The sequence below is a fragment of the Pseudokineococcus sp. 5B2Z-1 genome (genome assembly GCF_037482305.1).
Taxonomy (GTDB): Bacteria; Actinomycetota; Actinomycetes; order Actinomycetales; family Quadrisphaeraceae; genus Pseudokineococcus.
Map to the genome: position 1 here is coordinate 398,825 of NZ_JBBHZG010000004.1, position 20,918 is coordinate 419,742.

Here is a 20,918-nt window from a genome sequence, read left to right on the forward strand (position 1 = left end):
GGCGTCGTCGAGGAGCGGCACCGGCGGCGCGGGGGCGGGGGCCGTCGACGCGTGCGCCAGCGCGACGCACCAGGCGCCGCCCGCCCCGCGCCGCCACACCCGCGTCCCGACGACGGCGCCGCCGTCGCGGCGCTCGGCCTCCGTCGTGACGGCGACGACGCCGTCGGCCAGCGCCCGCACGTGCACCCGGCGCGGCCACCGCGCGCCGCGGGGCCCCCCGCCCGCCGGCTCCTCCCCGGCCACCAGCACCGCGCCGTCGCGGACGGCGAGGCCGCCGGGCTCGACGGCGGCACCGGCCGCGCGCTCGTCGCCGTCGGCGAGGGCCCGCTCCAGGCGCGAGACGGCGGCGAGCAGGCCGGGCGGCAGACCGGCCGGACCCGCTGCCGCACCCGACCCCGCCCGCCCGTCGTCCACGCCGGCACCTCCCTGCGCCGATGGTGCCGTGCCGGGCGCTCGTCGGGAAGGGGCGCTCGTCGGGAAGGCCCTGTTCGTCCGCCGCCCCACCCGGTGGCCACCCCTCGTCGCGGGGAGCACGACGAGGGGCCGCCACCTCCCGCACCAGCGGCTCCGGCCCGGCCAGGATGCGGCCATGCGCACCGACATCAGCGAGCCCGAGCTGTGGGAGTACCGCAGCGCCGTCAAGGACCCGGACGGCGTAGACGCGTTCTGGGCCCGGACCCTGGCGGAGGCGCGCGCCGCGGGCGGGGAGGTGGCCGTCCGTCCCGTCGAGACGCCGCTGCGCACGCTCGAGGTGCACGACGTCACGTTCCCCGGCTTCGCCGGCGAGCCCGTCCGGGCGTGGCTGCGCCGCCCGGCCCCCGCCCTGCGGGGCGGCGGACCGCTGCCGGTGCTCGTCGAGTACGTCGGCTACGGCGGCGGGCGCGGCGCGGCCGAGGAGTCGCTCCTGTGGGCGAGCGCCGGCTTCGCGCACCTGCAGATGGACACCCGCGGGCAGGGCTCCGGCTGGAGCCGCGGCGACACGCCCGACACGGGGACCAACGGGCCCCAGGTGCCGGGCGTCATGACGCGCGGCATCACCTCGCCCGAGACCTACTACTACCGGCGGCTCTTCACGGACGCGGCGCGCGCCGTGGACGCCGTGCGCAGGCTCGACGGGCTCGACCCCGAGCGCGTGGCCGTCGCGGGCACGAGCCAGGGCGGCGGCACGGCGATCGCCGCGGCGGCCCTCGTGCCGGACGTCGCGGCGCTGGCCGTCGAGGTGCCCTTCCTGTGCGACGTCCCGAGGGCCCTCGCCATCACCGACGCCGACCCGTTCCACGAGGTCACGCGCTACCTCGCGACCCACCGCGAGCAGGTCGAGCTCGTCATGGGCGTGCTCGGCCACGTCGACGGCGTCGTCATGGCGCGGCGCGGCCGGGCGCCGGCGCGCTTCTCGGCCGCCCTCATGGACGCGGTGGTCCCGCCGTCGACGGTCTTCGGCGCCTTCCACGCCTACGGCGGGCCGAAGGAGATGGCCGTCTACCCCTTCAACGGCCACGAGGGCGGCGGGACGGCGGAGGACCTGGCCACGCTCGCCTTCCTCCGCCGGCACCTCGGCGCCGGAGGCGCGTAGACGGCGGGGCGCCGGAGGCGCGTAGACGGCGGGGCGCCGGAGGCGCGTAGACGGCGGGGCGCCGGAGGCGCGTAGACGGCGGGGCGCCGGAGGCGCGGAGACGGCGGGGCGCCGGAGGCGCGGAGACGGCGGGGCGGGCTCCTAGCGCGCGACCGGAGCGGCGCCGGGGCGCGCGAGCAGGAGCGCCCCGACGACGGCGAGCACGGCGACGGCGACGAGCACGCCGGGGAGGGTGAGCACGGGCACCGCGGCGCCCACGGCGACGGGGGCGGCGACCGAGCCGAGGGCGCCCGCCACGAGCGCGGCGGTGAAGGCCTCGGCCGGGCGGTCGGGGGCGACCTCCGCCGTCCAGACGGCGAGGACGGCGGAGCCGACCATGTACGCCGCCCCGAAGACGAGCGCGGCGGCGAGGACGACGGCGAGCGAGCCCCGCCCGAGCGCCAGCAGCGCGACGGAGCCGCCGACGACGCCCAGGCTCGCCGCGGCGACGACCCGCGGGCCGGCCACGCGGGCCATGCCGCCGGCGCCGAGCCCGGCGAGGCCCCCGACCCCGACGAGCGCGAAGACGGCGGGCGCCGCGGCGGCGCCGAGCCCGCCGCTGCGGGCGACGTCGCCCGCGTAGGTGAAGCAGACGGTCGTGGCCGCGAAGTAGGCCACGGCGAAGGCCAGCGGGCGGCGCAGGCGCCGCCGCACGGCGCCCGAGCGCAGGAGGCCCGACCGCCGCACGCGGGAGCGCCCCAGCGGGGGCAGCCGCGGCACCCCCCGCAGGTTGACCAGGGCCGCGGCCGCCGCGGCGACGGCGACGCCCGCCCACGTGGTCCGCCAGGCGGCGGCGCCCGTGACGACGGCGAGCCCGGCGAGGGCGAGCAGCCCGGCGCTCGTGCCCGTCGTGATGACGGCGAGCGCCGTGGAGCGGTGGCGGGGCCGGGCGACGCGGGCGACGACGTCGGAGTAGGGCGCCCACACGAAGCCGGCGGCGCTCCCGGCCACGACGGCCCCGACGCCGAGGACCGCGGGCGAGGGCGCCACGGCGACCGCCAGGCAGCCGAGGACGGCGCAGGCGCCACCGACCGTCGTGGGGGCGCGGGGGCCGCGCCGGGCCGCCAGCCGGGGCGCGGCGAGCAGGCCCACGAGGTAGCCCGCGAAGGTCCCGCTCGCGACGAGGCCGAGGAGCAGCTCGCCGACGCCGAAGGCGTCGCGGACGTCCGGCAGCGTCAGCCCGTAGACGTACCGCGCCATGCCGAAGGCGACGCCGACGACGGCGGCGCCCGACGTCGCCACGCGGGCGGTGGGGGAGCGGGCCACCCGGGCGGCCCGGGCGCGGGCCCCCGGGCGCGGGGCACGGCCCGCGGGGTGGCTCAGAGGACGCCCCGGACCGTGCGCTCGAAGGCGGCCACGTGCTCCTCGGCGAGCGCGGCGGCGTCCTCCTCCCGCCCCTCGACGACCGCGCGCAGCAGGTCGACGTGCTCGTGGACGTGCCCGCCGATGGCCGGCAGCCGGTCGAGCACGAGGCACCAGATGCGCGTCGCCAGGTTGTCCAGCCGCACGAGGACGTCCTCGAGGTGCGGGTTGCCGCTCGCGGCGTACACGCCCCGGTGCACCGCGACGTCGTGGCGCATGAGCTCGACGGCCGTCATGGACGGCGGGTCCAGCGCGGCGATGGTGGCCGCCAGCCCGGCGAGACCCGCGCGCTGCTCGTCGGTGGCGCGCCGCGCGGCGCCCGCCGCGGCCAGCGGCTCGAGGCTGCGGCGCACCTCGGAGATCTGCCCCAGGTCGCTGATGTCGATGGGCGCGGCGAAGGTGCCGCGCCGGGGGTAGGTGACGACGAGCCGGTCGGTCTCGAGGCGCTTGAGCGCCTCGCGGACGGGGGTGCGGCCGACGTCGAGCTCGCGGGCGACGACGTCGTCCTTGAGCGGGGCGCCGGGCCGGACCTCGAGGACGAGCAGGGCGTCGCGCAGGTGCTCGTAGGCGAGGTCGGCCAGGGACCCCGCGCGAGCAGCAGCACCGGCACGCGCCGGTCCGCTGCCGCGCCCCGCCTCCCGGGGCGACGAGGGGCCGGCCGGGTGGGGGCCCCCCACGCCGGCGCCCCGCTCCTGCACGTCGCTGCGCCGCACGGCCCCGCCCTCCCCGCCGCGGCTCCTGGCGGGACCAGGAGCCGCGGCGTGCACCGATGTCGTCGGAGGTGGTTGACCACCCCGCCCGGCGATCCTACAGTCCACGACCACTGATACATCAGTCGTCGACAGCAGGGAGGGCCTCATGGCCCCGGACGAGCAGCAGGTCGACCGGTGAGCCCGGCCGGGCCGGCGGCGGCGGCGCCCCGCACCCCGGGCGCGGACCTGCCCGAGCACCCCGACGCGCTGTGGCGGAACCCCGAGCCGAAGCGCTCCTACGACGTCGTCGTCGTCGGCGGGGGCGGCCACGGCCTCGCGACGGCGCACTACCTCGTCAAGAACCACGGCATCACGAACATCGCCGTGCTGGAGAAGGGGTGGCTCGCCGGCGGCAACATGGCGCGCAACACGACGCTCATCCGCTCGAACTACCTGTGGGACGCCTCGGCGGCGATCTACGAGCACTCCCTCAAGCTGTGGGAGGGGCTCGAGGAGGACCTCGGCTACCCGATCCTCTTCAGCCAGCGCGGCGTGCTCAACCTCGCGCACACGCTCCAGGACGTGCGCGACTCGGTGCGCCGGGTCGAGGCCAACACGCTCAACGGCGTCGACGCGGAGTGGGTCGACGCCGAGGAGGTCGCCAAGATCTGCCCGATCGTCAACACCTCCTCCGACATCCGCTACCCCGTCCTCGGGGCGACCTACCAGCCGCGGGCGGGCATCGCCAAGCACGACTACGTGGGCTGGGGCTTCGCCCGGCGCATCGACGAGGCGGGCGTCGACATCCTCCAGGGCTGCGAGGTCACCGGCTTCGTCCGCGACGGCGACCGCGTCACGGGCGTGCGCACGACGCGCGGCGACATCGCCTGCGGCACCGTGGCCCTCACGGCGGCGGGCAGCACGTCGGTCCTCACCGACATGCTCGGCATCCGCGTGCCGATCCAGTCGCACCCGCTGCAGGCGCTCGTCTCCGAGCTCCTGGAGCCCGTGCACCCGACGATCGTCATGTCGAACCAGGTGCACGTCTACGTCTCGCAGGCGCACAAGGGCGAGCTCGTCATGGGCGCGGGCGTCGACTCCTACAACGGCTACGGCCAGCGCGGCGCCTTCCACGTCATCGAGCGGCAGATGGCGGCGGCGGTCGAGCTGTTCCCCGTCTTCGCCCGGGCGCACCTGCTGCGGACCTGGGCCGGCGTCGTCGACACGACGCCGGACGCCTCGCCGGTCGTCGGCCGGACGCCGTACGAGAACGTCTTCCTCAACTGCGGCTGGGGGACGGGCGGGTTCAAGGCGACGCCGGGGCTCGGGTGGGTCTTCGCCGACACCATCGCCAACGGCGAGCCGCACCCGTACGCGGCGCCCTTCAGCCTCGACCGCTTCACCACGGGCCGGCTCGTCGACGAGCACGGCGCCGCCGCGGTCGCGCACTGACCCCGCACCGGACGCCCCCGGCGATCCCGCAGACCCGCCACCCCCCGGACGACAGGACGAGCCGTGCAGCTGATCGAGTGCCCGTGGTGCGGCCCCCGCGAGGAGGTCGAGTTCTCCTACGGCGGTCAGGCCCACGTGCCCTACCCCGAGCGCCCCGCCGACCTCGACGACGAGCAGTGGGCCCACTACGTCTTCTTCCGCGACAACACCCGCGGCACGCTCGCCGAGCGGTGGGCGCACTCCGCCGGCTGCCGGCGCTGGTTCAACGCGCTGCGCGACACCGTCTCGTACCGCTTCGCCGCCGTGTACCGCACCGGCGCGCCGATGCCCGAGGCGGTCCCGCTGCCGCCCGGGGGCCTGGCCCACGCGGACGGCGCCACCACGACGAGCGAGAGGCCGGTGACGGCGTGAGCACGAGCCCGGACGACAGCAGCCCGGACGGCACCGGCGCGCACGGCACGGGCGGCGTCGCCCCCTTCCGCACCGCCGAGGGCGGGCGGGTCGACCGTGACCGCACGCTCGGCTTCACCTTCGGCGGCCGGACCCTCACGGGCCACCCCGGCGACACGCTCGCCTCCGCGCTGCTCTCGCACGGCGTCCACCAGGTCGCGACGAGCGTGAAGCTCGGGCGCCCGCGCGGCATCGGGGCGGCGTGGGCGGAGGACCCGAACAGCCTCGTGCAGGTGGAGGAGCCCTTCCCCGAGCCGATGCTCCTGGCGAGCACCGTGGAGCTCTACGACGGCCTCGTCGCCGACGGCCTCCCCGGGCAGGGGCGGCTCGCCGACCTGCCCGACGCGGCGCGCTACGACGCCCGCCACCTGCACGTCGACCTCCTCGTCGTCGGCGCCGGGCCGGCCGGCCTGTCCGCCGCGCTCGTCGCGGCCCGCGCCGGCGCCCGGGTCGCGCTCGTCGACGAGCAGTCAGAGGCCGGCGGCTCCCTCCTCGGCAGTACCGACCGCATCGACGGTCGACCGGGCACCGCGTGGGTCGCGGCGGTCGTCGACGAGCTCGCCGCGCTGCCCGAGGTGACCCACCTGCAGCGCACCACCGTCTTCGGCCTCTACGACGACGGGTTCGCGCTCGCCGTGGAGCGGCGCACCGACCACCTCGGCGGCGAGGCGCCGGCGCACCTGTCCCGGCAGCGCGTCTGGCGCGTGCGGGCCCGGCGGACGGTCGTCGCCACGGGCGCCCACGAGCGGCCGGTCGTCTTCGCCGACAACGACCGCCCCGGCACGATGCTCGCGCACAGCGCCCGCACCTACCTGCACCGCTACGGCGTCCTCGCGGGGGAGCGCGCCGTCGTCCTCACGACGAACGACAGCGCCTACCAGGTGGCCGTCGAGCTCGCCGACGCCGGCGTCGACGTCACCGTCGTCGACACGCGGGCGAGCGCGCCCGCGGCCTGGTCCGCGGCCTGCGGCGCGCGCGGCCTCCCCGTGCGCAGCGGGTCGGTGGTCGTCGGCACCCGCGGCGTCGAGCGGGTCAGCGCGGCGCTGGTGCGCCCCCGCGACGGCGGGGAGGTCGAGGAGCTGCCCTGCGACCTCCTGCTCGTGAGCGGCGGCTGGAACCCGGCCGTCCACCTCTACAGCCAGGCGCGGGGGCGGCTGCGCTTCGACGCCTCCCTCGGCGCCTTCCTGCCGGCCGAGCAGCTGCCCGACCTCGACGTCGTCGGCTCGGCCGCCGCCGTCCTCGACCTCGAGGGGTGCCTGGTCGGCGGCCGCGAGGTGGGCCGCGCGGCCGTGGCGGCCCTCGGCCCGGGGCCGCTCGCCACGGGCGGGGTCCCGCGCACGCCGGAGGCCGACCCGGTGGTCGACCCGCCCGTCCCCGTCAGCGCTCCCGACCTGATGTGGGTCGTGCCCGGCGACGACGGCGACCCCGCGCGGCAGTTCGTCGACGTCCAGCGCGACGCCACGGTCGCCGACGTGCGCCGCGCGGTCGGCGCGGGCCTGCGCTCGCCCGAGCACGTCAAGCGGTACACGACGATCGGCACGGCGCACGACCAGGGCAAGACGTCGGGCGTGGTCATGTCGGGCCTGCTCGGCGAGCTCATCGGGAGCGGCCCGGAGGACGTCGGCACGACGACCTTCCGCCCGCCGTACACCCCGGTGGCCTTCGCCACCCTCGCCGGGCGCGACCGCGGCTCCCTCTACGACCCCGAGCGCACCACCGCGCTGCACGACTGGCACCGCGACCAGGGCGCCGTGTGGGAGGACGTCGGGCAGTGGAAGCGCCCCCGCTGCTACCCCCGGCCGGGGGAGGACATGGAGGCCGCCGTCCTGCGCGAGTGCGCTGCCGTGCGCGGCGGCGTCGGGATCCTCGACGGGTCCACGCTCGGGAAGATCGACGTCCAGGGCCCCGACGCCGGGATCCTGCTCGACCGGCTCTACACGAACCCCATGAGCTCGCTGAAGGTCGGGCGCGTGCGCTACGGCGTCATGTGCGGCGTCGACGGCATGGTGCTCGACGACGGCGTGGTCCTGCGGCTCGCCGAGGAGCGCTGGACGGTCATGACGACCACCGGCGGCGCGGCGAAGGTCCTCGACTGGATGGAGGAGTGGCTCCAGACCGAGTGGCCCGACCTGCGCGTGCACCTGGCCTCGGTGACCGAGCAGTGGGCCGCCCTCCCCGTCGTCGGTCCGCGCTCGCGCGACGTCGTCGGTGCCGTCTTCCCCGGGGTGGACGTCAGCGCCGAGGGGTTCGGCTTCATGACGTGGCAGGAGACCGAGCTCGACGGCGTCCCCGTCCGCCTGGCGCGCATCAGCTTCTCCGGCGAGCTGGCCTGGGAGGTGCACGTGAGCTCGGTGCACGCCGAGGAGGTCTGGCGGCGCCTGCTCGCGGCCGGCGAGGAGCACGGCATCACCCCCTACGGCACCGAGACGATGCACGTGCTGCGCGCCGAGAAGGGCTACCCGATCGTCGGGCAGGACACCGACGGCACGGTGACGCCGCAGGACCTCGGCATGGACTGGGTGGTGTCGACGAAGAAAGCCGACTTCGTCGGCAAGAGGTCCTTCGCCCGCGCCGACAACCAGCGACCGGACCGGAAGCACCTCGTCGGGCTCCTGCCGGTGGACGGGGAGACGGTCCTGCCCGAGGGCTCCCAGGTGGTCGACGTCCCGGTCGGGGAGGACCTGCCCGCTCCGCCCGTGCCGATGCTCGGGCACGTCACCTCGAGCTACCGCAGCGCGGCGCTCGGCCGCCCCTTCGCGCTGGCCCTGCTCGCCGGCGGGCGCGAGCGCGTGGGCGACGTCGTGCAGCTCCCGGTGGGCGGCCGGCTCGTCGCCGCCGAGGTCACCGGGCCCGTGCTCGTCGACCCCGAGGGGGCGCGCCGCGACGGCGACGGCGCTCCGGCGCCCGCCCCGTCCAGCGCCCCCGGGCGGGCGGTCGCGTCGGCGCCGACCCGCCGCGACCCGCTCGGCTCCCGCGCGGAGGACCTCGCCGCGCTCACCGGCGGCGCGGTGCTCGCCCAGCCGTTCCGGGCGATGGCCGTCGTCCGAGCCGCCGCGCCCGGTCCGGCGGCCGACGCCGCGGGGGCGGTGCTCGGGACGCCGCTGCCCCTGCGGCCGGGCACGTGGGCGGCGACGCCCGCCCGCGACGGCGGCGAGCCGGGCACCGTGGTCTGGCTCGGCCCCGACGAGTGGCTCGTCATCAGCGACGAGCCGCGGCCGGAGGCCCTCGAGCAGCGCCTGCGCGCGGCGCTCACCCCGCTCGGCGGCTCCGCCGTCGACGTCTCGGCGCATCGGGTGTCGCTGCGGCTCAGCGGGCCCCACGCCCGCGACGTCCTCGCGGCGGGCTGCTCGATCGACACCCACCCGAGCGTCTTCGGCGCGGGCGCGGCGGCGCAGACGCTCCTCGGCCAGGCGGGCGTCGTCCTGCTCTCCCGCTCCGACGACGGCAGCGCGTACGAGCTGCTCGTCCGCTCCTCCTTCGCCCGCTACCTCGCGGACCGGCTGCTCGACGCCTTCGTGGAGCACCGGCACCCGCCGGTCGAGGGCGAGACCGACGGCCCCCCGCACGACACCCCCCAGCCCGGCACCGATCAGCCCGGCCGGCAGACCCCCGAGGGAGCGACCGCATGACCACCTCCACCCCCTCGTCCGCGGGGACCGCGTCCGGCGCGACGCCGCGCGTGGTGATCATCGGCGGCGGCATCGTCGGCGCCAACCTCGCCGACGAGCTGACGATGCGCGGCTGGACGCGGGTGACCGTCCTCGACCAGGGACCGCTGCCCCTGACGGGCGGCTCGACCTCGCACGCCCCGGGCCTGGTCTTCCAGACCAACCCCTCCCGCACGATGACCCACCTGGCGGCGTACACGGTCGAGAAGCTCACGGGCCTCGACGTCGACGGCGCCTGGTGCTTCACCCCGGTGGGCGGCCTCGAGGTGGCCACGACGCCGCAGCGGCTGGCCGACCTCGAGCGCAAGAGCGGCTGGCGGAAGGCCTGGGGCTACGACGACGGGCGGCTGCTCTCGCCCGAGGAGTGCGTGGCGCTGCACCCCCTGCTCGACCGGGAACGCGTGCTCGGCGGGTTCCACGTGCCCTCCGACGGGCTGGCGAAGGCGTCCCGCGCGGTGGTCGCGCTCATGCGCCGCGCCGAGGCGCGCGGCGCGGAGTTCCGCGGCCGCACGCGGGTGCTCGACGTGGGGACGAGCGGTGGGCGCGTCACGGGCGTCCGGACCGCCGAGGGCGTGGTGCCCGCGGACGTCGTCGTCTCCTGCGCCGGCTTCTGGGGCGTCGAGGTCGGCGCCATGGTCGGCATGCGCGTGCCGCTGCTGCCGCTGGCGCACCAGTACGCCAAGACCGGCCAGGTGCCCGACCTCGTGGGGCGCGCGGACGAGCGCGCCGAGGCGTCGCTGCCGATCCTGCGGCACCAGGACGCCGACCTCTACTACCGCGAGCACGGGGACCGCCTGGGCATCGGCTCCTACGCCCACCGCCCGATGCCGGTGCGGCTGGAGGACCTCAGCCCGAGCGAGGACGCGTCCTCCTCGGCGATGCCCTCGATGCTGCCCTTCACCGAGGAGGACTTCGCCCCCGCCTACGAGGACTCGCGCCTGCTGCTGCCCTCGCTGGCCGACGTCAAGGTCGAGGAGGGCTTCAACGGCATCTTCTCCTTCACCCCCGACGGCGGCTCCCTCGTCGGCGAGTCGGCCGACGTCGCCGGCTTCTGGGTCGCCGAGGCCGTGTGGGTCACCCACTCCGCCGGCGTGGCGCGGGCGCTCGCGCAGACCCTCGTCGACGGGCGCAGCGAGCACGACCTGCACGGGCTCGACGTGCACCGCTTCTCCGAGGTGCAGACGACGGACCCCTACGTCTCGGAGACCTCCCAGCAGAACTTCGTCGAGATCTACGACGTGCTGCACCCGCTGCAGCCGCGGCTGTCGCCGCGCGACGTGCGGGTCAGCCCCTTCCACGCCCGGCAGAAGGAGGCCGGTGCCTTCTTCCTCGAGGCCGGCGCCTGGGAGCGGCCGCACTGGTACGACGTCAACGCCGCGCTGGTGACGGAGCTGCCGACGGAGTGGCTGCCGCCGGACCGCGAGCCGTGGGCGGCGATGTTCTCCTCGCCGGTCGCCGCCGTGGAGGCGTGGAGGACGCGCACCGCCGTGGCCATGTACGACATGACGCCGCTGACGCGCCTCGAGGTCTCCGGCCCCGGCGCGCTGGCCCTCCTCGAGCGCCTGACGACCTCGACGATGGACAAGTCGGTCGGCGCGGTCACCTACACGCTCGTGCTCGACGAGGCCGGCGGCGTCCGCTCGGACATCACGGTCGCGCGGCTCGGGGAGCAGCTGTTCCAGGTGGGGTGCAACGGCCCGCAGGACGCCGTCCTGCTGCGCCGGGAGGCGCCGGACGACGGGTCGGTGCAGGTGCGCGACACCACCGGCGGCACGTGCTGCATCGGCCTGTGGGGACCGAGGGCGCGCGACGTCATGGCGGCGCTGTCCGACGACGACTTCTCCGACGCGGGGCTGAAGTACTTTCGCGGCAAGCGCGCCGTCGTCGGCGGCGTCCCCGTGGTCGCCCTGCGGCTGTCCTACGTCGGCGAGCTGGGCTGGGAGCTCTACGCGAGCGCCGAGACGGGGCAGCGGCTCTGGGACGCGGTCGCCGCGGCCGGCGCCCCGCACGGCATCGTGCCCGCCGGCCGGGCGGCGTTCTCGAGCCTGCGCCTGGAGAAGGGCTACCGCGCGTGGGGCTCGGACATGACGACCGAGCACGACCCGTACGAGGCCGGCCTCGGCTTCGCGGTCCGCTCGCCCCGCGACAGCTTCGTCGGCGGGGCGGCGCTCGAGGGCCGCAGCGAGGCGACGGCGAGCCGGCGGCTCGTGTGCCTCACGGTCGACGACGGCCGCAGCGTCGTCCTCGGCCACGAGCCGGTGCTCGTCGACGGCGAGGCCGTGGGCTACGTGACGAGCGCCGCCTACGGCTACACGGTGCGCAAGCCCGTCGCGTACGCCTGGCTGCCGGCGTCGGCCGCCGAGGTCGGCACCGCCGTCGAGGTCGAGTACTTCGGCCGCCGGGTGGCCGCGACCGTGACGGCCGAGCCGCTCGTCGACCCGGAGATGGCCCGCATCCGCGGGTGACGCGGGCCGGGCAGCAGGAGCGCACGTGAGCATCAGCGTCCTCGACCTCTTCAGGGTCGGCATCGGGCCCTCGAGCTCGCACACCGTCGGCCCGATGCGGGCCGCGCGGGCCTTCGTCGGCCGGCTCGAGGAGCAGGGGCTGCTCGAGGAGGTGGCGGGCGTGCGTGCCGAGCTCTTCGGCTCCCTGGGGGCCACCGGCCACGGGCACGGCAGCGTCGGCGCCGTGGTCATGGGGCTGGCCGGCGAGGAGCCGCACCTCGTCGACCCGGTCGCCGCGGCCCCGCTCGTCGAGCGCGTGCGCGAGGAGGGGCGGCTGCGCCTGGCCGGCCGGCACGACATCGCCTTCCGCGCCCAGGACGTGGTGCTGCACCGCCGCAAGCGGCTGCCCTTCCACCCCAACGGCATGCTCTTCACGGCCTGCGACGCCGACGGCCAGGAGCTCGCCCGGCGCGAGTACTACTCCGTCGGCGGCGGTTCCGTCCTCGACGAGGACGAGACCGGGGCGCACGTCCTCGTCCCCGACACCACGCCCGTCGCGCACCCCTTCACGACGGGGGCCGAGCTGCTGGACGCCACCCGCCGCACGGGGATGCGCATCAGCGACCTCGTCCTCGCCAACGAGCTCTCCTGGCGCACCGAGGAGCAGGTGCGCGCCGCGCTGCTCGAGGTCTGGGCCGTCATGCAGCAGTGCGTGGCCCACGGCCTCGGGACCACGGGCGTCCTGCCCGGCGGCCTGCGCGTGCGACGCCGGGCCGCCGCGCTGCACGAGCGGCTGCTCGCGGAGGCCGACGAGCACGACCCCCTGCGCGCCATGGAGTGGGTCACCCTCTACGCCCTGGCCGTCAACGAGGAGAACGCCGGCGGCGGGCGCGTCGTCACCGCGCCGACCAACGGGGCCGCGGGGATCGTCCCGGCGGTCCTGCTCTACCAGCAGACCTTCGGGCCCGGCGCCTGCGACGACGACGTGGTGCGCTTCCTGCTCACCGCCGGGGCCGTGGGCATGATCATCAAGGCCGGTGCCTCCATCTCCGGCGCCGAGGTCGGCTGTCAGGGCGAGGTCGGCTCGGCGTGCTCGATGGCCGCGGCCGGCCTCGCCGAGGTCCTCGGCGGGACGCCCGACCAGGTCGAGAACGCCGCCGAGATCGGCATCGAGCACAACCTCGGTCTCACCTGCGACCCGATCGGCGGGCTCGTGCAGATCCCCTGCATCGAGCGCAACGCCGTCGGCGCCGTCAAGGCCGTCACCGCCGCCCGGATGGCGGTGCGGGGCGACGGCGCCCACCACGTGACGCTCGACAAGGCCATCCGCACCATGCGCGCCACCGGCGCCGACATGAAGGACAAGTACAAGGAGACCGCCCGCGGCGGTCTCGCTCTCAACATCGTCGAGTGCTGAGGAGGCACCCGTGACCCTCACCGCAGCGACGCCCGTCGCCGCCCCCGCCGTCGCCGCACCCCCGGCGCCCCCCGCACCGGGCCGGAGCCCGGCCGTGCTGACGCTGAGCTGCCCGCAGTGCCCGGGCATCGTCAGCACGGTCGCGTCCTTCCTCTTCGACCACGGCTTCGACATCGTCGAGCACCAGCAGTTCGACGACGCGCGCAGCGGCCGCTTCCACTCCCGGACCGCCTTCGTGGGCCCCGACGCCCAGGTCGACGTCGCGGCGCTCACCGAGGCGTTCGCCGAGCGGGCGGCCGGCTTCGCCATGGACTTCGCGATCACCGGGCCGCGGACGCCGCGGGTGCTCGTCATGGTCTCGAGGCTGGGCCACTGCCTCAACGACCTCGTGTTCCGCTGGCGCTCGGGCAGCCTCGGCGCCGACCTCGTCGCCGTGGTGTCCAACCACGAGGACCTGCGCCCCATGGCCGAGGCCGCCGGGCTGCCCTTCCACCACGTGCCCGTCACCGCCGCGAGCAAGCCCGAGGCGGAGGCCGAGCTGCTGCGCCTCGTCGGCCAGCACGAGGCGGACCTCGTCGTCCTCGCCCGCTACATGCAGGTGCTCTCGGACGAGACGTGCCGGGCGCTGCACGCGCGGGCCATCAACATCCACCACTCGTTCCTGCCCGGCTTCAAGGGCGCCAAGCCGTACCACCAGGCGTTCGACCGCGGCGTCAAGCTCGTCGGCGCCACCGCGCACTACGTCACCCCGGACCTCGACGAGGGGCCGATCATCGAGCAGGAGGTCATCCGCATCGACCACACGCACGACCCGGCCGCGCTCGCCACGGTCGGCCGCGACGCCGAGGCGCTCGCGCTCTCCCGCGCCGTCACCTGGCACTGCCAGCGGCGCGTGCTGCTCAACGGGCACAGCACCGTCGTCTTCCGCTGACGGGCCCGTCCTCCCCGGGACGGCGCACCCCGTGCGCCGTCCTCGCGCCCCGGCGCAGCCGCTGCACGAGTTCGGCGAGAGCCCTCCCGCGAGCGGCCCGGCAGGACTACGGTCCCGCCACCCTCAGCTCCTCCACGCGGGCGCCCCAGCGCCCCTCCCGAGAGGACCCCTGCATGTCCGTGCGACCAGGGATCGAAGGAACATCCGCAGCACCGCTCCAGAGCGCCGCCCCCGACCACGACGGGCCGGGCCGGCGCGCGACGGTCGACAAGCCCGTCCTCCTCGTCTCGGCGGCCGTCGTCGTCGGGCTCTGCCTCCTCGGGGCGCTCGCCCCCGAGTCCCTCGCCGCCGGGTCGGGCCAGGTGCTCTCCTGGATCACCTCGAACCTCGGCTGGGCCTTCGTCATCAGCGCGACCGGCTTCGTCGTCCTCGCGCTGGTCCTCGCCTTCAGCCGGCTCGGCCGCATCCGCCTCGGCCGCGACGACGAGCGTCCGCAGCACACGAGGACGTCGTGGATCGCCATGATGTTCTCGGCCGGCATGGGCATCGGGCTCATGTTCTACGGCGTCACCGAGCCGGTGACCCACCTCATGACGCCGCCCGAGGGCGACGTGCCCCCGGGCTCGGAGCAGGCCGCCAGCGAGGCCATGAGCTACACGCTCTTCCACTGGGGCCTGCACCCGTGGGCCATCTACGCGGTCGTCGGCCTGGCGCTGGCCTACTCGACGTACCGCAAGGGCCGGCCCGGCGGCTTCTCGGCCGCATTCGCCCCGCTGCTGCGAGGCCCCCGCGCGAAGGGCACGGCCCGGCTCATCGACGTGCTCGCCATCTTCGCCACGATCTTCGGGTCGGCCGTCAGCCTCGGCCTCGGCGCCGCCCAGATCAACGGCGGGCTCTCGACGGTCTTCGGCGCGGGCAGCGGCACGGGCTGGCAGGTCGGGATCATCGTCGTGCTGACGGTCTGCTTCGTCCTGTCCGCCGTCAGCGGCATCGACCGCGGCATCAAGTACCTCTCCAACACCAACATGGTGCTGGCGGGGCTGCTCCTGCTCTTCCTCTTCGTCGTCGGGCCCACCGTCTTCATCCTCAACATGGGGCCCAACGCGCTCGGCGGCTACCTCAACGCGCTGCCCAGCATGTCGGTGCGCACCGGCGTCTTCGGCGGCACCGAGTGGCTCTCCGGCTGGACGATCTTCTACTGGGCCTGGTGGGTCTCCTGGACGCCGTTCGTGGGCGCCTTCCTCGCGAAGATCTCCCGAGGCCGCACGATCCGGGAGTTCGTCGTCGGCGTCATGCTCGTGCCGACGACCGTCAGCGTCGTCTGGTTCTCCGTCTTCGGCGGCACCGCCATCCACGAGCAGCTCGCCGGCACCGTGGACCTGCTCGACGGCAGCAGCCAGGAGGAGCAGATGTTCTCGCTGCTCGCGCAGTTCCCCTGGGCGGGCGTGACGTCGGTCCTCGTCGTCGTGCTCGTGGCCATCTTCTTCGTCTCGGGCGCCGACGCGGCGAGCATCGTCCTGGGCTCCCTGTCGAGCTACGGCGTCGACCACCCGCCGCGGTGGCTGACCGCCGCGTGGGGGGCCATGACCGGCGTCGTCGCGATCGTCCTGCTCTACGCGGGCGGGCTGACGGCGCTGCAGAACCTCACGATCATCGCGGCGGCGCCCTTCCTCGTCGTCATGGTGGCGCTGTGCGTCGCCCTCCTGCGCGACCTGCGCCAGGAGAGCCCGGTGGCGACGGCGACCGGCCCGCTGCCCCGGCTGGCGGCCCCGGACGGGGCGCCGCCCGCCGGCCCGCCCGCCGCAGGGCCCCCCGCCGCGCCGCGGGACGTCGTCGACGAGCCCGTCGGCCAGCCGGTCGACCACGGGGCCCGCGACGACCGCCCCGCGCCCGTGCGCGCCGGGGCCGCCCCGCTGGCGGCGGCGGGAGGGGGTGCGGCCCCGCCCGGCCCGTAGGAGCCCACCGCTCCGCCCGCCGACCGTCGGGTCGGCGGGCGGGGCGTCCGGCGGGAGGGGCGGCGCTCAGCCGCGTCGCAGGGCGCCGAGGCGCCAGGCGGCGCGCTCGGCGGCGCCCGTCAGCCGCTCCACCAGGCCGGGGAGGGTCTCGTCGGTGACGCGGTAGGTGGGGCCGCTCACCGTCATCGCCGCCACGGGGGTCCCCTCCGCGCCGAGGACGGGCGCGGCGGCGACGACGAGGCCCACCTCGTGCTCCTCCGACGTGACGGCCCACCCCCGCTCGCGGACCCGCGCCAGCTCGGCGCGCAGCGCGTCGGGGTCCACGATGGTCGAGGGCGTGAAGCGCTCGAGCCCGCCGCGGACCAGCTCGTCCACGCGCGCCGCCGGCAGCCGGGCGAGGAAGACCTTGCCCGCCGCCGTCGCGTGCAGCGGGTCGTGCTTGCCGACGAAGTCGCGGCTGGCCAGGATCGCGTCGCCGACCGCCTGGTACACGGTGATGATCTGCCGGCCGTCGCTGACCACGAGGTTGACCGTCTCGCCGACCTCCGCCGCGAGCGCGTCGCACAGCGGGCGGCAGGCGCTCACGACGTCGTCGGGCCGGCTGGCGGCGGCCGCGAGCTGCAGCACCGTGCGGCCGAGCCGGTAGGCGCCCCGGTCGGCGTCCTGGCTCACGAGGCCCCGCGCCTCGAGCGTGGTCAGCAGGCGGTGGGCCGTGGCCTTGTGCACGCCCACGTCCGCGGCGATCTCGGTGACGCCGGCCGAGCCCAGCGAGGCCAGCGACTGGAGGATGGAGACGGCCCGCTCGACGGACTGGACCGTCGACGCCCGGGTGGCCACCTCGCTCTCGCTCACGCGACGACGGTAACCACGGCGCGAGCCCGCCCCGGGCCGCGGACGGGCGCCGCGTCCGCTCCCGCCCGGGGCGGTGCGGAAGTCCGCGCGCCCCCTTGACACACCTGTGACCTCCTCACATGCTCGCCGTATCGGCAGGAGAGACCGTCGCGCGATGCGAGACGCGGCTTCCCCGGCTGAGGGCGTCGCCCGGCAGCCGCCCCCCGTCATCCCCCACCCGCCACCCCGCGTCGTCCCCCACCCGCCACCCCGCGTCGTCCCCCACCCGCCACCCCGCAGTCCGCTCCGCACGAGATGGAGGTGGTCCCCGTGACCGCCGAGCTCCAGGGAACCCGACCCGCCACCGCGACGGGCGAGCGTGCGCCGGTCGCCGAGCTCCTGCGCCGGCGCCGCCCCGGCGCGAGCCTCGAGAGCGCCTTCTACACCGACGAGGACGTCCACGCGCTCGACCTCGACGTCGTGTTCTCCCGCCAGTGGATCTTCGCCGCGGCGGCCGCCGAGATCCCCGAGGCGGGCGACTACCTCACCGTCGACGTCGGCTCCTCGTCGGTCGTCGTCGTCCGCGACGACGACGAGCAGGTCCGCGCCTTCCACAACGTGTGCCGCCACCGCGGGTCGCGCCTGCTGGAGGACCGCGGCTTCGTCGGCAACATCGTGTGTCCCTACCACCGCTGGACGTACGACCTCGAGGGCTCGCTGCTCCACGCGGAGGCGCAGCCGCCGGGCTTCGACAGGACGTGCTTCTCGCTGCGGCCCGTGCACGTGCGCGACCTCGCCGGCCTCGTCTTCATCTGCCTCGCCGACGAGGCGCCGGAGGACTTCGACGCCGTCGCCGAGCTCGTCGAGCCGCACCTGCAGCCCTACCGGCTCGGCGAGGCGAAGGTCGCCGCGCAGCACGACCTCGCGGAGCAGGGCAACTGGAAGCTCGTCATGGAGAACAACCGGGAGTGCTACCACTGCGACGGGCACCCCGAGCTCATCACCGCCTACTTCCCCCTCTTCGCCTACGACGAGGAGGACATCAGCCCCCGCCTGCGACCGCTCTACGAGCGGTACCAGCGGGCGGCGGCGGACCTGGAGGTCGTCCGCCGGGCGCAGGGGGTGCCGATGGTCGACCACCGCCAGCTCGCCGACCGCGTCGTGGGCTTCCAGCTCACGCACATGCCGCTCGACGGCGAGGGCCGGTCCTTCGGCGCGCACGGCGCCTCGCTCAGCCGCCGGCTGCTCGGCGACGTGAAGGACCCCGTCTTCGGCGACCTGTCGATCCACCTGCAGCCGAACTCGTGGTTCCACGTCCTCGGCGACCACGCCGTCGTCTTCTCCGTGATGCCCACGTCGGTCTCGACGAGCGTCCTGCGCACCACCTGGCTGGTGCACCCCGACGCCGAGGAGGGGGTCGACTACGACCTGGCGACCCTCCGGGCGGTCTGGGACGCGACGAACGAGCAGGACCGGGCGCTGGTGGCCGCGACGCAGAAGGGCGTCGCCGACCCGGCGTACGTCCCGGGGCCCTACTCGACGGTCGAGGACGACGTCGAGGCCTTCGTCAGCTGGTACGTCACCCGGCTGCGCGAGCACCTGGGGCCGGACGCCGTGCCGCCCACCGTCCCCGACGCCCGCTCGGGCGACTGAGCGCCGCCGCAGGAGGGCCACGCGTGTCCACCACCACCGACGTGCTCGCCGAGGCCGTCACCGTCCCGGCGGTGCACCAGGTCGCGCACCCGTCCACGCTCTCCTGCTGGGGGGACGCCGAGGACGAGTCCGTGCTCGTCTGCCGGCACGTGCGCGACATCAGCCACGACACGAAGAGCTTCACCTTCGCGACGAAGGGGGACGGGCACCTCTTCCACTTCGAGCCCGGCCAGTTCGTCACCCTGCGGCTCACCGTCGACGGCGTGGAGCGGATGCGCTCGTACACCGTCTCCTCGCCCCCCACGCGCCCGTACCTGCTGACCATCACGGTCAAGCGCCAGCCGGGCGGCGTCGTCTCGGAGTGGCTGCACGCCCACGTGCGCGAGGGCAGCGAGCTCGTCGTCCACGCGCCGCTCGGGGGCTTCACCACGGTCCGCCACCCGGCCGACAAGTACCTCTTCCTCGCCGCCGGCTCCGGCATCACGCCGATGATGTCGATGGCGCGGACGCTCGTGGACCTGGGCTCGACGGCGGACGTCGTCCTCGTCAACAGCGTGCGCAGCCCGGCGGACGTCATCTTCCGCGACGAGCTGCGCGCCATGGACGCCATCGGCACCCACCTGCGCGTCGAGACCCTCGCCAGCACGGTGCCGGAGGGGCAGCGGTGGCGGGGCCACCGCGGTCGGCTGGACGCGCAGCGGCTCGCGGACCTCGTGCCCGACCTGTGCGAGCGCGAGGTCTTCGTCTGCGGGCCCGAGCCGTACATGCGGATGGTGCGCGAGGCGCTGCTCGCCGCCGGCCACGACCCCGCGCGGCGGCACGAGGAGACGTACACCTTCGAGGAGCTGCCGCGCGCCGAGTTCGGCGACGGCGTGGCCGACGCCCTGGTTCCCTACGAGCCGACGGACGCCCACGGCCAGCCGCTCGCGGGCGGCGCCGACGAGCCGGCCGCGGAGGAGGGGGCGACGCCGACCTACGTCGTCCAGCTCACGCGCAGCGGGCGCAGCATCGAGTGCGGGGCGGACGAGACGGTGCTGCAGGCCGCCTTCCGCGCCGGGCTCACGCCGCCGTCGTCGTGCAGCGAGGGCGTGTGCGGCACGTGCAAGGCGACCCTGCTCGAGGGGGAGGTGGACATGCAGCACAACGGCGGCATCCGCCCGCGCGAGGTGAGGATGGGCAAGGTGCTGCTGTGCTCCTCCAAGCCCCTGGGGAACCTCTCGATCGAGGCGTAGGAGCCGCCGGGAGCTCGCACCGGGTCCCGTCCGGAGCGCGGGCTCAGCCCGTGAGGGCGGCGCTGCTGCGGCGCACCATCGAGCCCCACAGCCCGAGCGCCCAGGCGTCGGGCAGGGTGCGCATGACGCCGCGGCTCACCGCGCGGTGGGTGATCGCCTGCTCGCTGCCGGCCAGGGCCGCGACGAGGCGGACCTGGCGCGCCCGTCGGGCCTCGTAGCCCCTTAGCGCCGCCGCCATGTCGGCGGGCCCGGCCCCGACCGGGAGGACCGTCAGCGCGGCGGCCAGCGCGTGGGCGTCCTCGAGCGCCTGGTTGACCCCCTGGCCGAGGCTCGGGGGCATGACGTGGGCGGCGTCGCCGACGAGGGTGACGGCGCCCGCGCCCCACACGGCGGGCACGGGGGCGGTGCGGTGGTCCCAGCCCGTGGGCCCGCCCTCCGCCGCGTCGTCGGGGCGGCCGAGCACCGCGGCGAGGACGTCGGGCACGGGGTCGGCCCAACCGCCGAAGCGCTCGCGGAGCGCGGCGGTCGCCTCGCCTGCGGGCGTCGACGCCGGCAGGGCGCCCGGCGGCGTGCTGAAGGACCACTGCAGCAGGCCGTCGCCGGCGGGCTGGAGGTCGCAGAACCCGGCAGGACCCGTCATGAAGAGCACGCGGTCGCCGCCGGTGAGCGGGTGGTCGACCCGCGAGCAGCCCTGCCACGTGGTCCAGCCCGTGCGGGCGGGCACCGCACCGGGACGCAGGCAGCGGCGGACGGGGGAGCGCTCGCCGTCGGCGCCGACGACGACGTCCGCCGCGGCGCTCGTCCCGCCGGCCAGGTGCACGAGCGGGTGGCGCCGGTGCGGCTCGACCTCCTCCACGGCGGCGCCGGTGACCAGCGCGCCGTCCGGCAGCCGGGCGGCGAGCCGGTCGAGGAGGGTGCGGCGCAGGGAGCTCGTCGTCGGCGTCCCCCACCGCCGGCCCAGGTCGCCGAGCGGGACCCGCAGGAGGGGCTGCCCGCCGTCGGTGCGGCTGTCGAGCACCTCGAGGTGGCGGCCGAGGTCTGCGACGTCGACGCCGAGCGCGCGCAGGGCGGCGGTGCCGCCGCTCGTGAGCGTCACGGCGCCGCCGCCCCGGCGCAGGCCGGGGGCGCGCTCGAGCACCCGCACCTCGTGGCCGGCGGCCGCGAGCCCGGCCGCCGTCGCGAGGCCGGCCGGGCCCGCGCCCGCGACGAGCACCTCCAC

The 20,918-nt window shown here is 76.3% G+C and carries 14 protein-coding genes and 1 pseudogene; 10 read left to right on the forward strand and 5 right to left on the reverse strand.

The window, feature by feature from the left end:
• Positions 1–414, reverse strand: a pseudogene (locus WDV85_RS12620) (hypothetical protein); the annotation flags it as partial.
• A gap of 175 nt (positions 415–589) precedes the next feature.
• On the opposite strand from WDV85_RS12620, the gene WDV85_RS12625 reads away from it, so the two are divergent.
• Positions 590–1,573, forward strand: coding sequence for an acetylxylan esterase (locus WDV85_RS12625; RefSeq protein WP_339570956.1), 984 nt, complete (start codon positions 590–592; stop codon positions 1,571–1,573).
• A gap of 141 nt (positions 1,574–1,714) precedes the next feature.
• Here WDV85_RS12625 and WDV85_RS12630 read toward each other — a convergent pair whose 3' ends face one another.
• Positions 1,715–2,878, reverse strand: coding sequence for an MFS transporter (locus WDV85_RS12630; RefSeq protein ID WP_339570957.1), 1,164 nt, complete (start codon positions 2,876–2,878; stop codon positions 1,715–1,717).
• Positions 2,879–2,931: 53 nt separating this feature from the next.
• Positions 2,932–3,555, reverse strand: a complete 624-nt coding sequence (locus tag WDV85_RS12635; protein ID WP_445263315.1) for a GntR family transcriptional regulator — start codon at positions 3,553–3,555, stop codon at positions 2,932–2,934.
• A gap of 306 nt (positions 3,556–3,861) precedes the next feature.
• Between WDV85_RS12635 and WDV85_RS12640 the strand changes: the two genes are divergently transcribed.
• The 7 genes from WDV85_RS12640 (at position 3,862) to WDV85_RS12670 (ending at position 15,983) form a co-directional block, all read left to right on the forward strand.
• A complete protein-coding gene (locus tag WDV85_RS12640; RefSeq protein ID WP_339570959.1) occupies positions 3,862–5,118 on the forward strand; it encodes a sarcosine oxidase subunit beta family protein in 1,257 nt (418 codons plus the stop codon).
• Between the two features lie 63 nt (positions 5,119–5,181).
• Positions 5,182–5,529: a sarcosine oxidase subunit delta gene (locus WDV85_RS12645; protein ID WP_339570960.1), complete on the forward strand. Its 348-nt coding sequence runs from the start codon at positions 5,182–5,184 to the stop codon at positions 5,527–5,529.
• Positions 5,526–9,197, forward strand: coding sequence for a sarcosine oxidase subunit gamma family protein (locus WDV85_RS12650; RefSeq protein WP_339570961.1), 3,672 nt, complete (start codon positions 5,526–5,528; stop codon positions 9,195–9,197). The genes WDV85_RS12645 and WDV85_RS12650 overlap by 4 nt, the downstream gene beginning before the upstream one ends.
• Entirely contained in the window at positions 9,194–11,701 is a 2,508-nt protein-coding gene (locus tag WDV85_RS12655) for a GcvT family protein (RefSeq protein ID WP_339570962.1), read from the forward strand. The genes WDV85_RS12650 and WDV85_RS12655 overlap by 4 nt, the downstream gene beginning before the upstream one ends.
• A 25-nt stretch (positions 11,702–11,726) precedes the next feature.
• Positions 11,727–13,097, forward strand: a complete 1,371-nt coding sequence (locus tag WDV85_RS12660; RefSeq protein ID WP_339570963.1) for an L-serine ammonia-lyase — start codon at positions 11,727–11,729, stop codon at positions 13,095–13,097.
• 94 nt (positions 13,098–13,191) lie between these two features.
• On the forward strand, positions 13,192–14,028 hold the full coding sequence (gene purU / locus WDV85_RS12665; RefSeq protein WP_445263316.1) for a formyltetrahydrofolate deformylase: 837 nt from the start codon (positions 13,192–13,194) through the stop codon (positions 14,026–14,028).
• A gap of 173 nt (positions 14,029–14,201) precedes the next feature.
• Positions 14,202–15,983: a BCCT family transporter gene (locus WDV85_RS12670; RefSeq protein WP_339570965.1), complete on the forward strand. Its 1,782-nt coding sequence runs from the start codon at positions 14,202–14,204 to the stop codon at positions 15,981–15,983.
• A 66-nt stretch (positions 15,984–16,049) separates the two neighbouring features.
• Here WDV85_RS12670 and WDV85_RS12675 read toward each other — a convergent pair whose 3' ends face one another.
• Positions 16,050–16,835: an IclR family transcriptional regulator gene (locus WDV85_RS12675; protein ID WP_339570966.1), complete on the reverse strand. Its 786-nt coding sequence runs from the start codon at positions 16,833–16,835 to the stop codon at positions 16,050–16,052.
• 309 nt (positions 16,836–17,144) lie between these two features.
• Between WDV85_RS12675 and WDV85_RS12680 the strand changes: the two genes are divergently transcribed.
• Together WDV85_RS12680 and WDV85_RS12685 are read left to right on the forward strand one after the other, a co-directional pair.
• Positions 17,145–18,467, forward strand: coding sequence for an aromatic ring-hydroxylating oxygenase subunit alpha (locus tag WDV85_RS12680; protein ID WP_339570967.1), 1,323 nt, complete (start codon positions 17,145–17,147; stop codon positions 18,465–18,467).
• A gap of 23 nt (positions 18,468–18,490) precedes the next feature.
• Positions 18,491–19,699: a hybrid-cluster NAD(P)-dependent oxidoreductase gene (locus WDV85_RS12685; RefSeq protein ID WP_339570968.1), complete on the forward strand. Its 1,209-nt coding sequence runs from the start codon at positions 18,491–18,493 to the stop codon at positions 19,697–19,699.
• A gap of 43 nt (positions 19,700–19,742) precedes the next feature.
• Here WDV85_RS12685 and WDV85_RS12690 read toward each other — a convergent pair whose 3' ends face one another.
• Positions 19,743–20,918 (reverse strand): FAD-dependent oxidoreductase, encoded by a 1,176-nt coding sequence (locus WDV85_RS12690; RefSeq protein ID WP_339570969.1) that lies wholly within the window; start codon positions 20,916–20,918, stop codon positions 19,743–19,745.

Excerpts from the sequence above, each read along its gene's own strand:
- WDV85_RS12670 (WP_339570965.1), top strand. The coding sequence starts at position 14,202 with ATGTCCGTGCGACCAGGGATCGAAGGAACATCCGCAGCACCGCTCCAG.
- WDV85_RS12655 (WP_339570962.1), top strand. The coding sequence starts at position 9,194 with ATGACCACCTCCACCCCCTCGTCCGCGGGGACCGCGTCCGGCGCGACG.
- WDV85_RS12625 (WP_339570956.1), top strand. The coding sequence starts at position 590 with ATGCGCACCGACATCAGCGAGCCCGAGCTGTGGGAGTACCGCAGCGCC.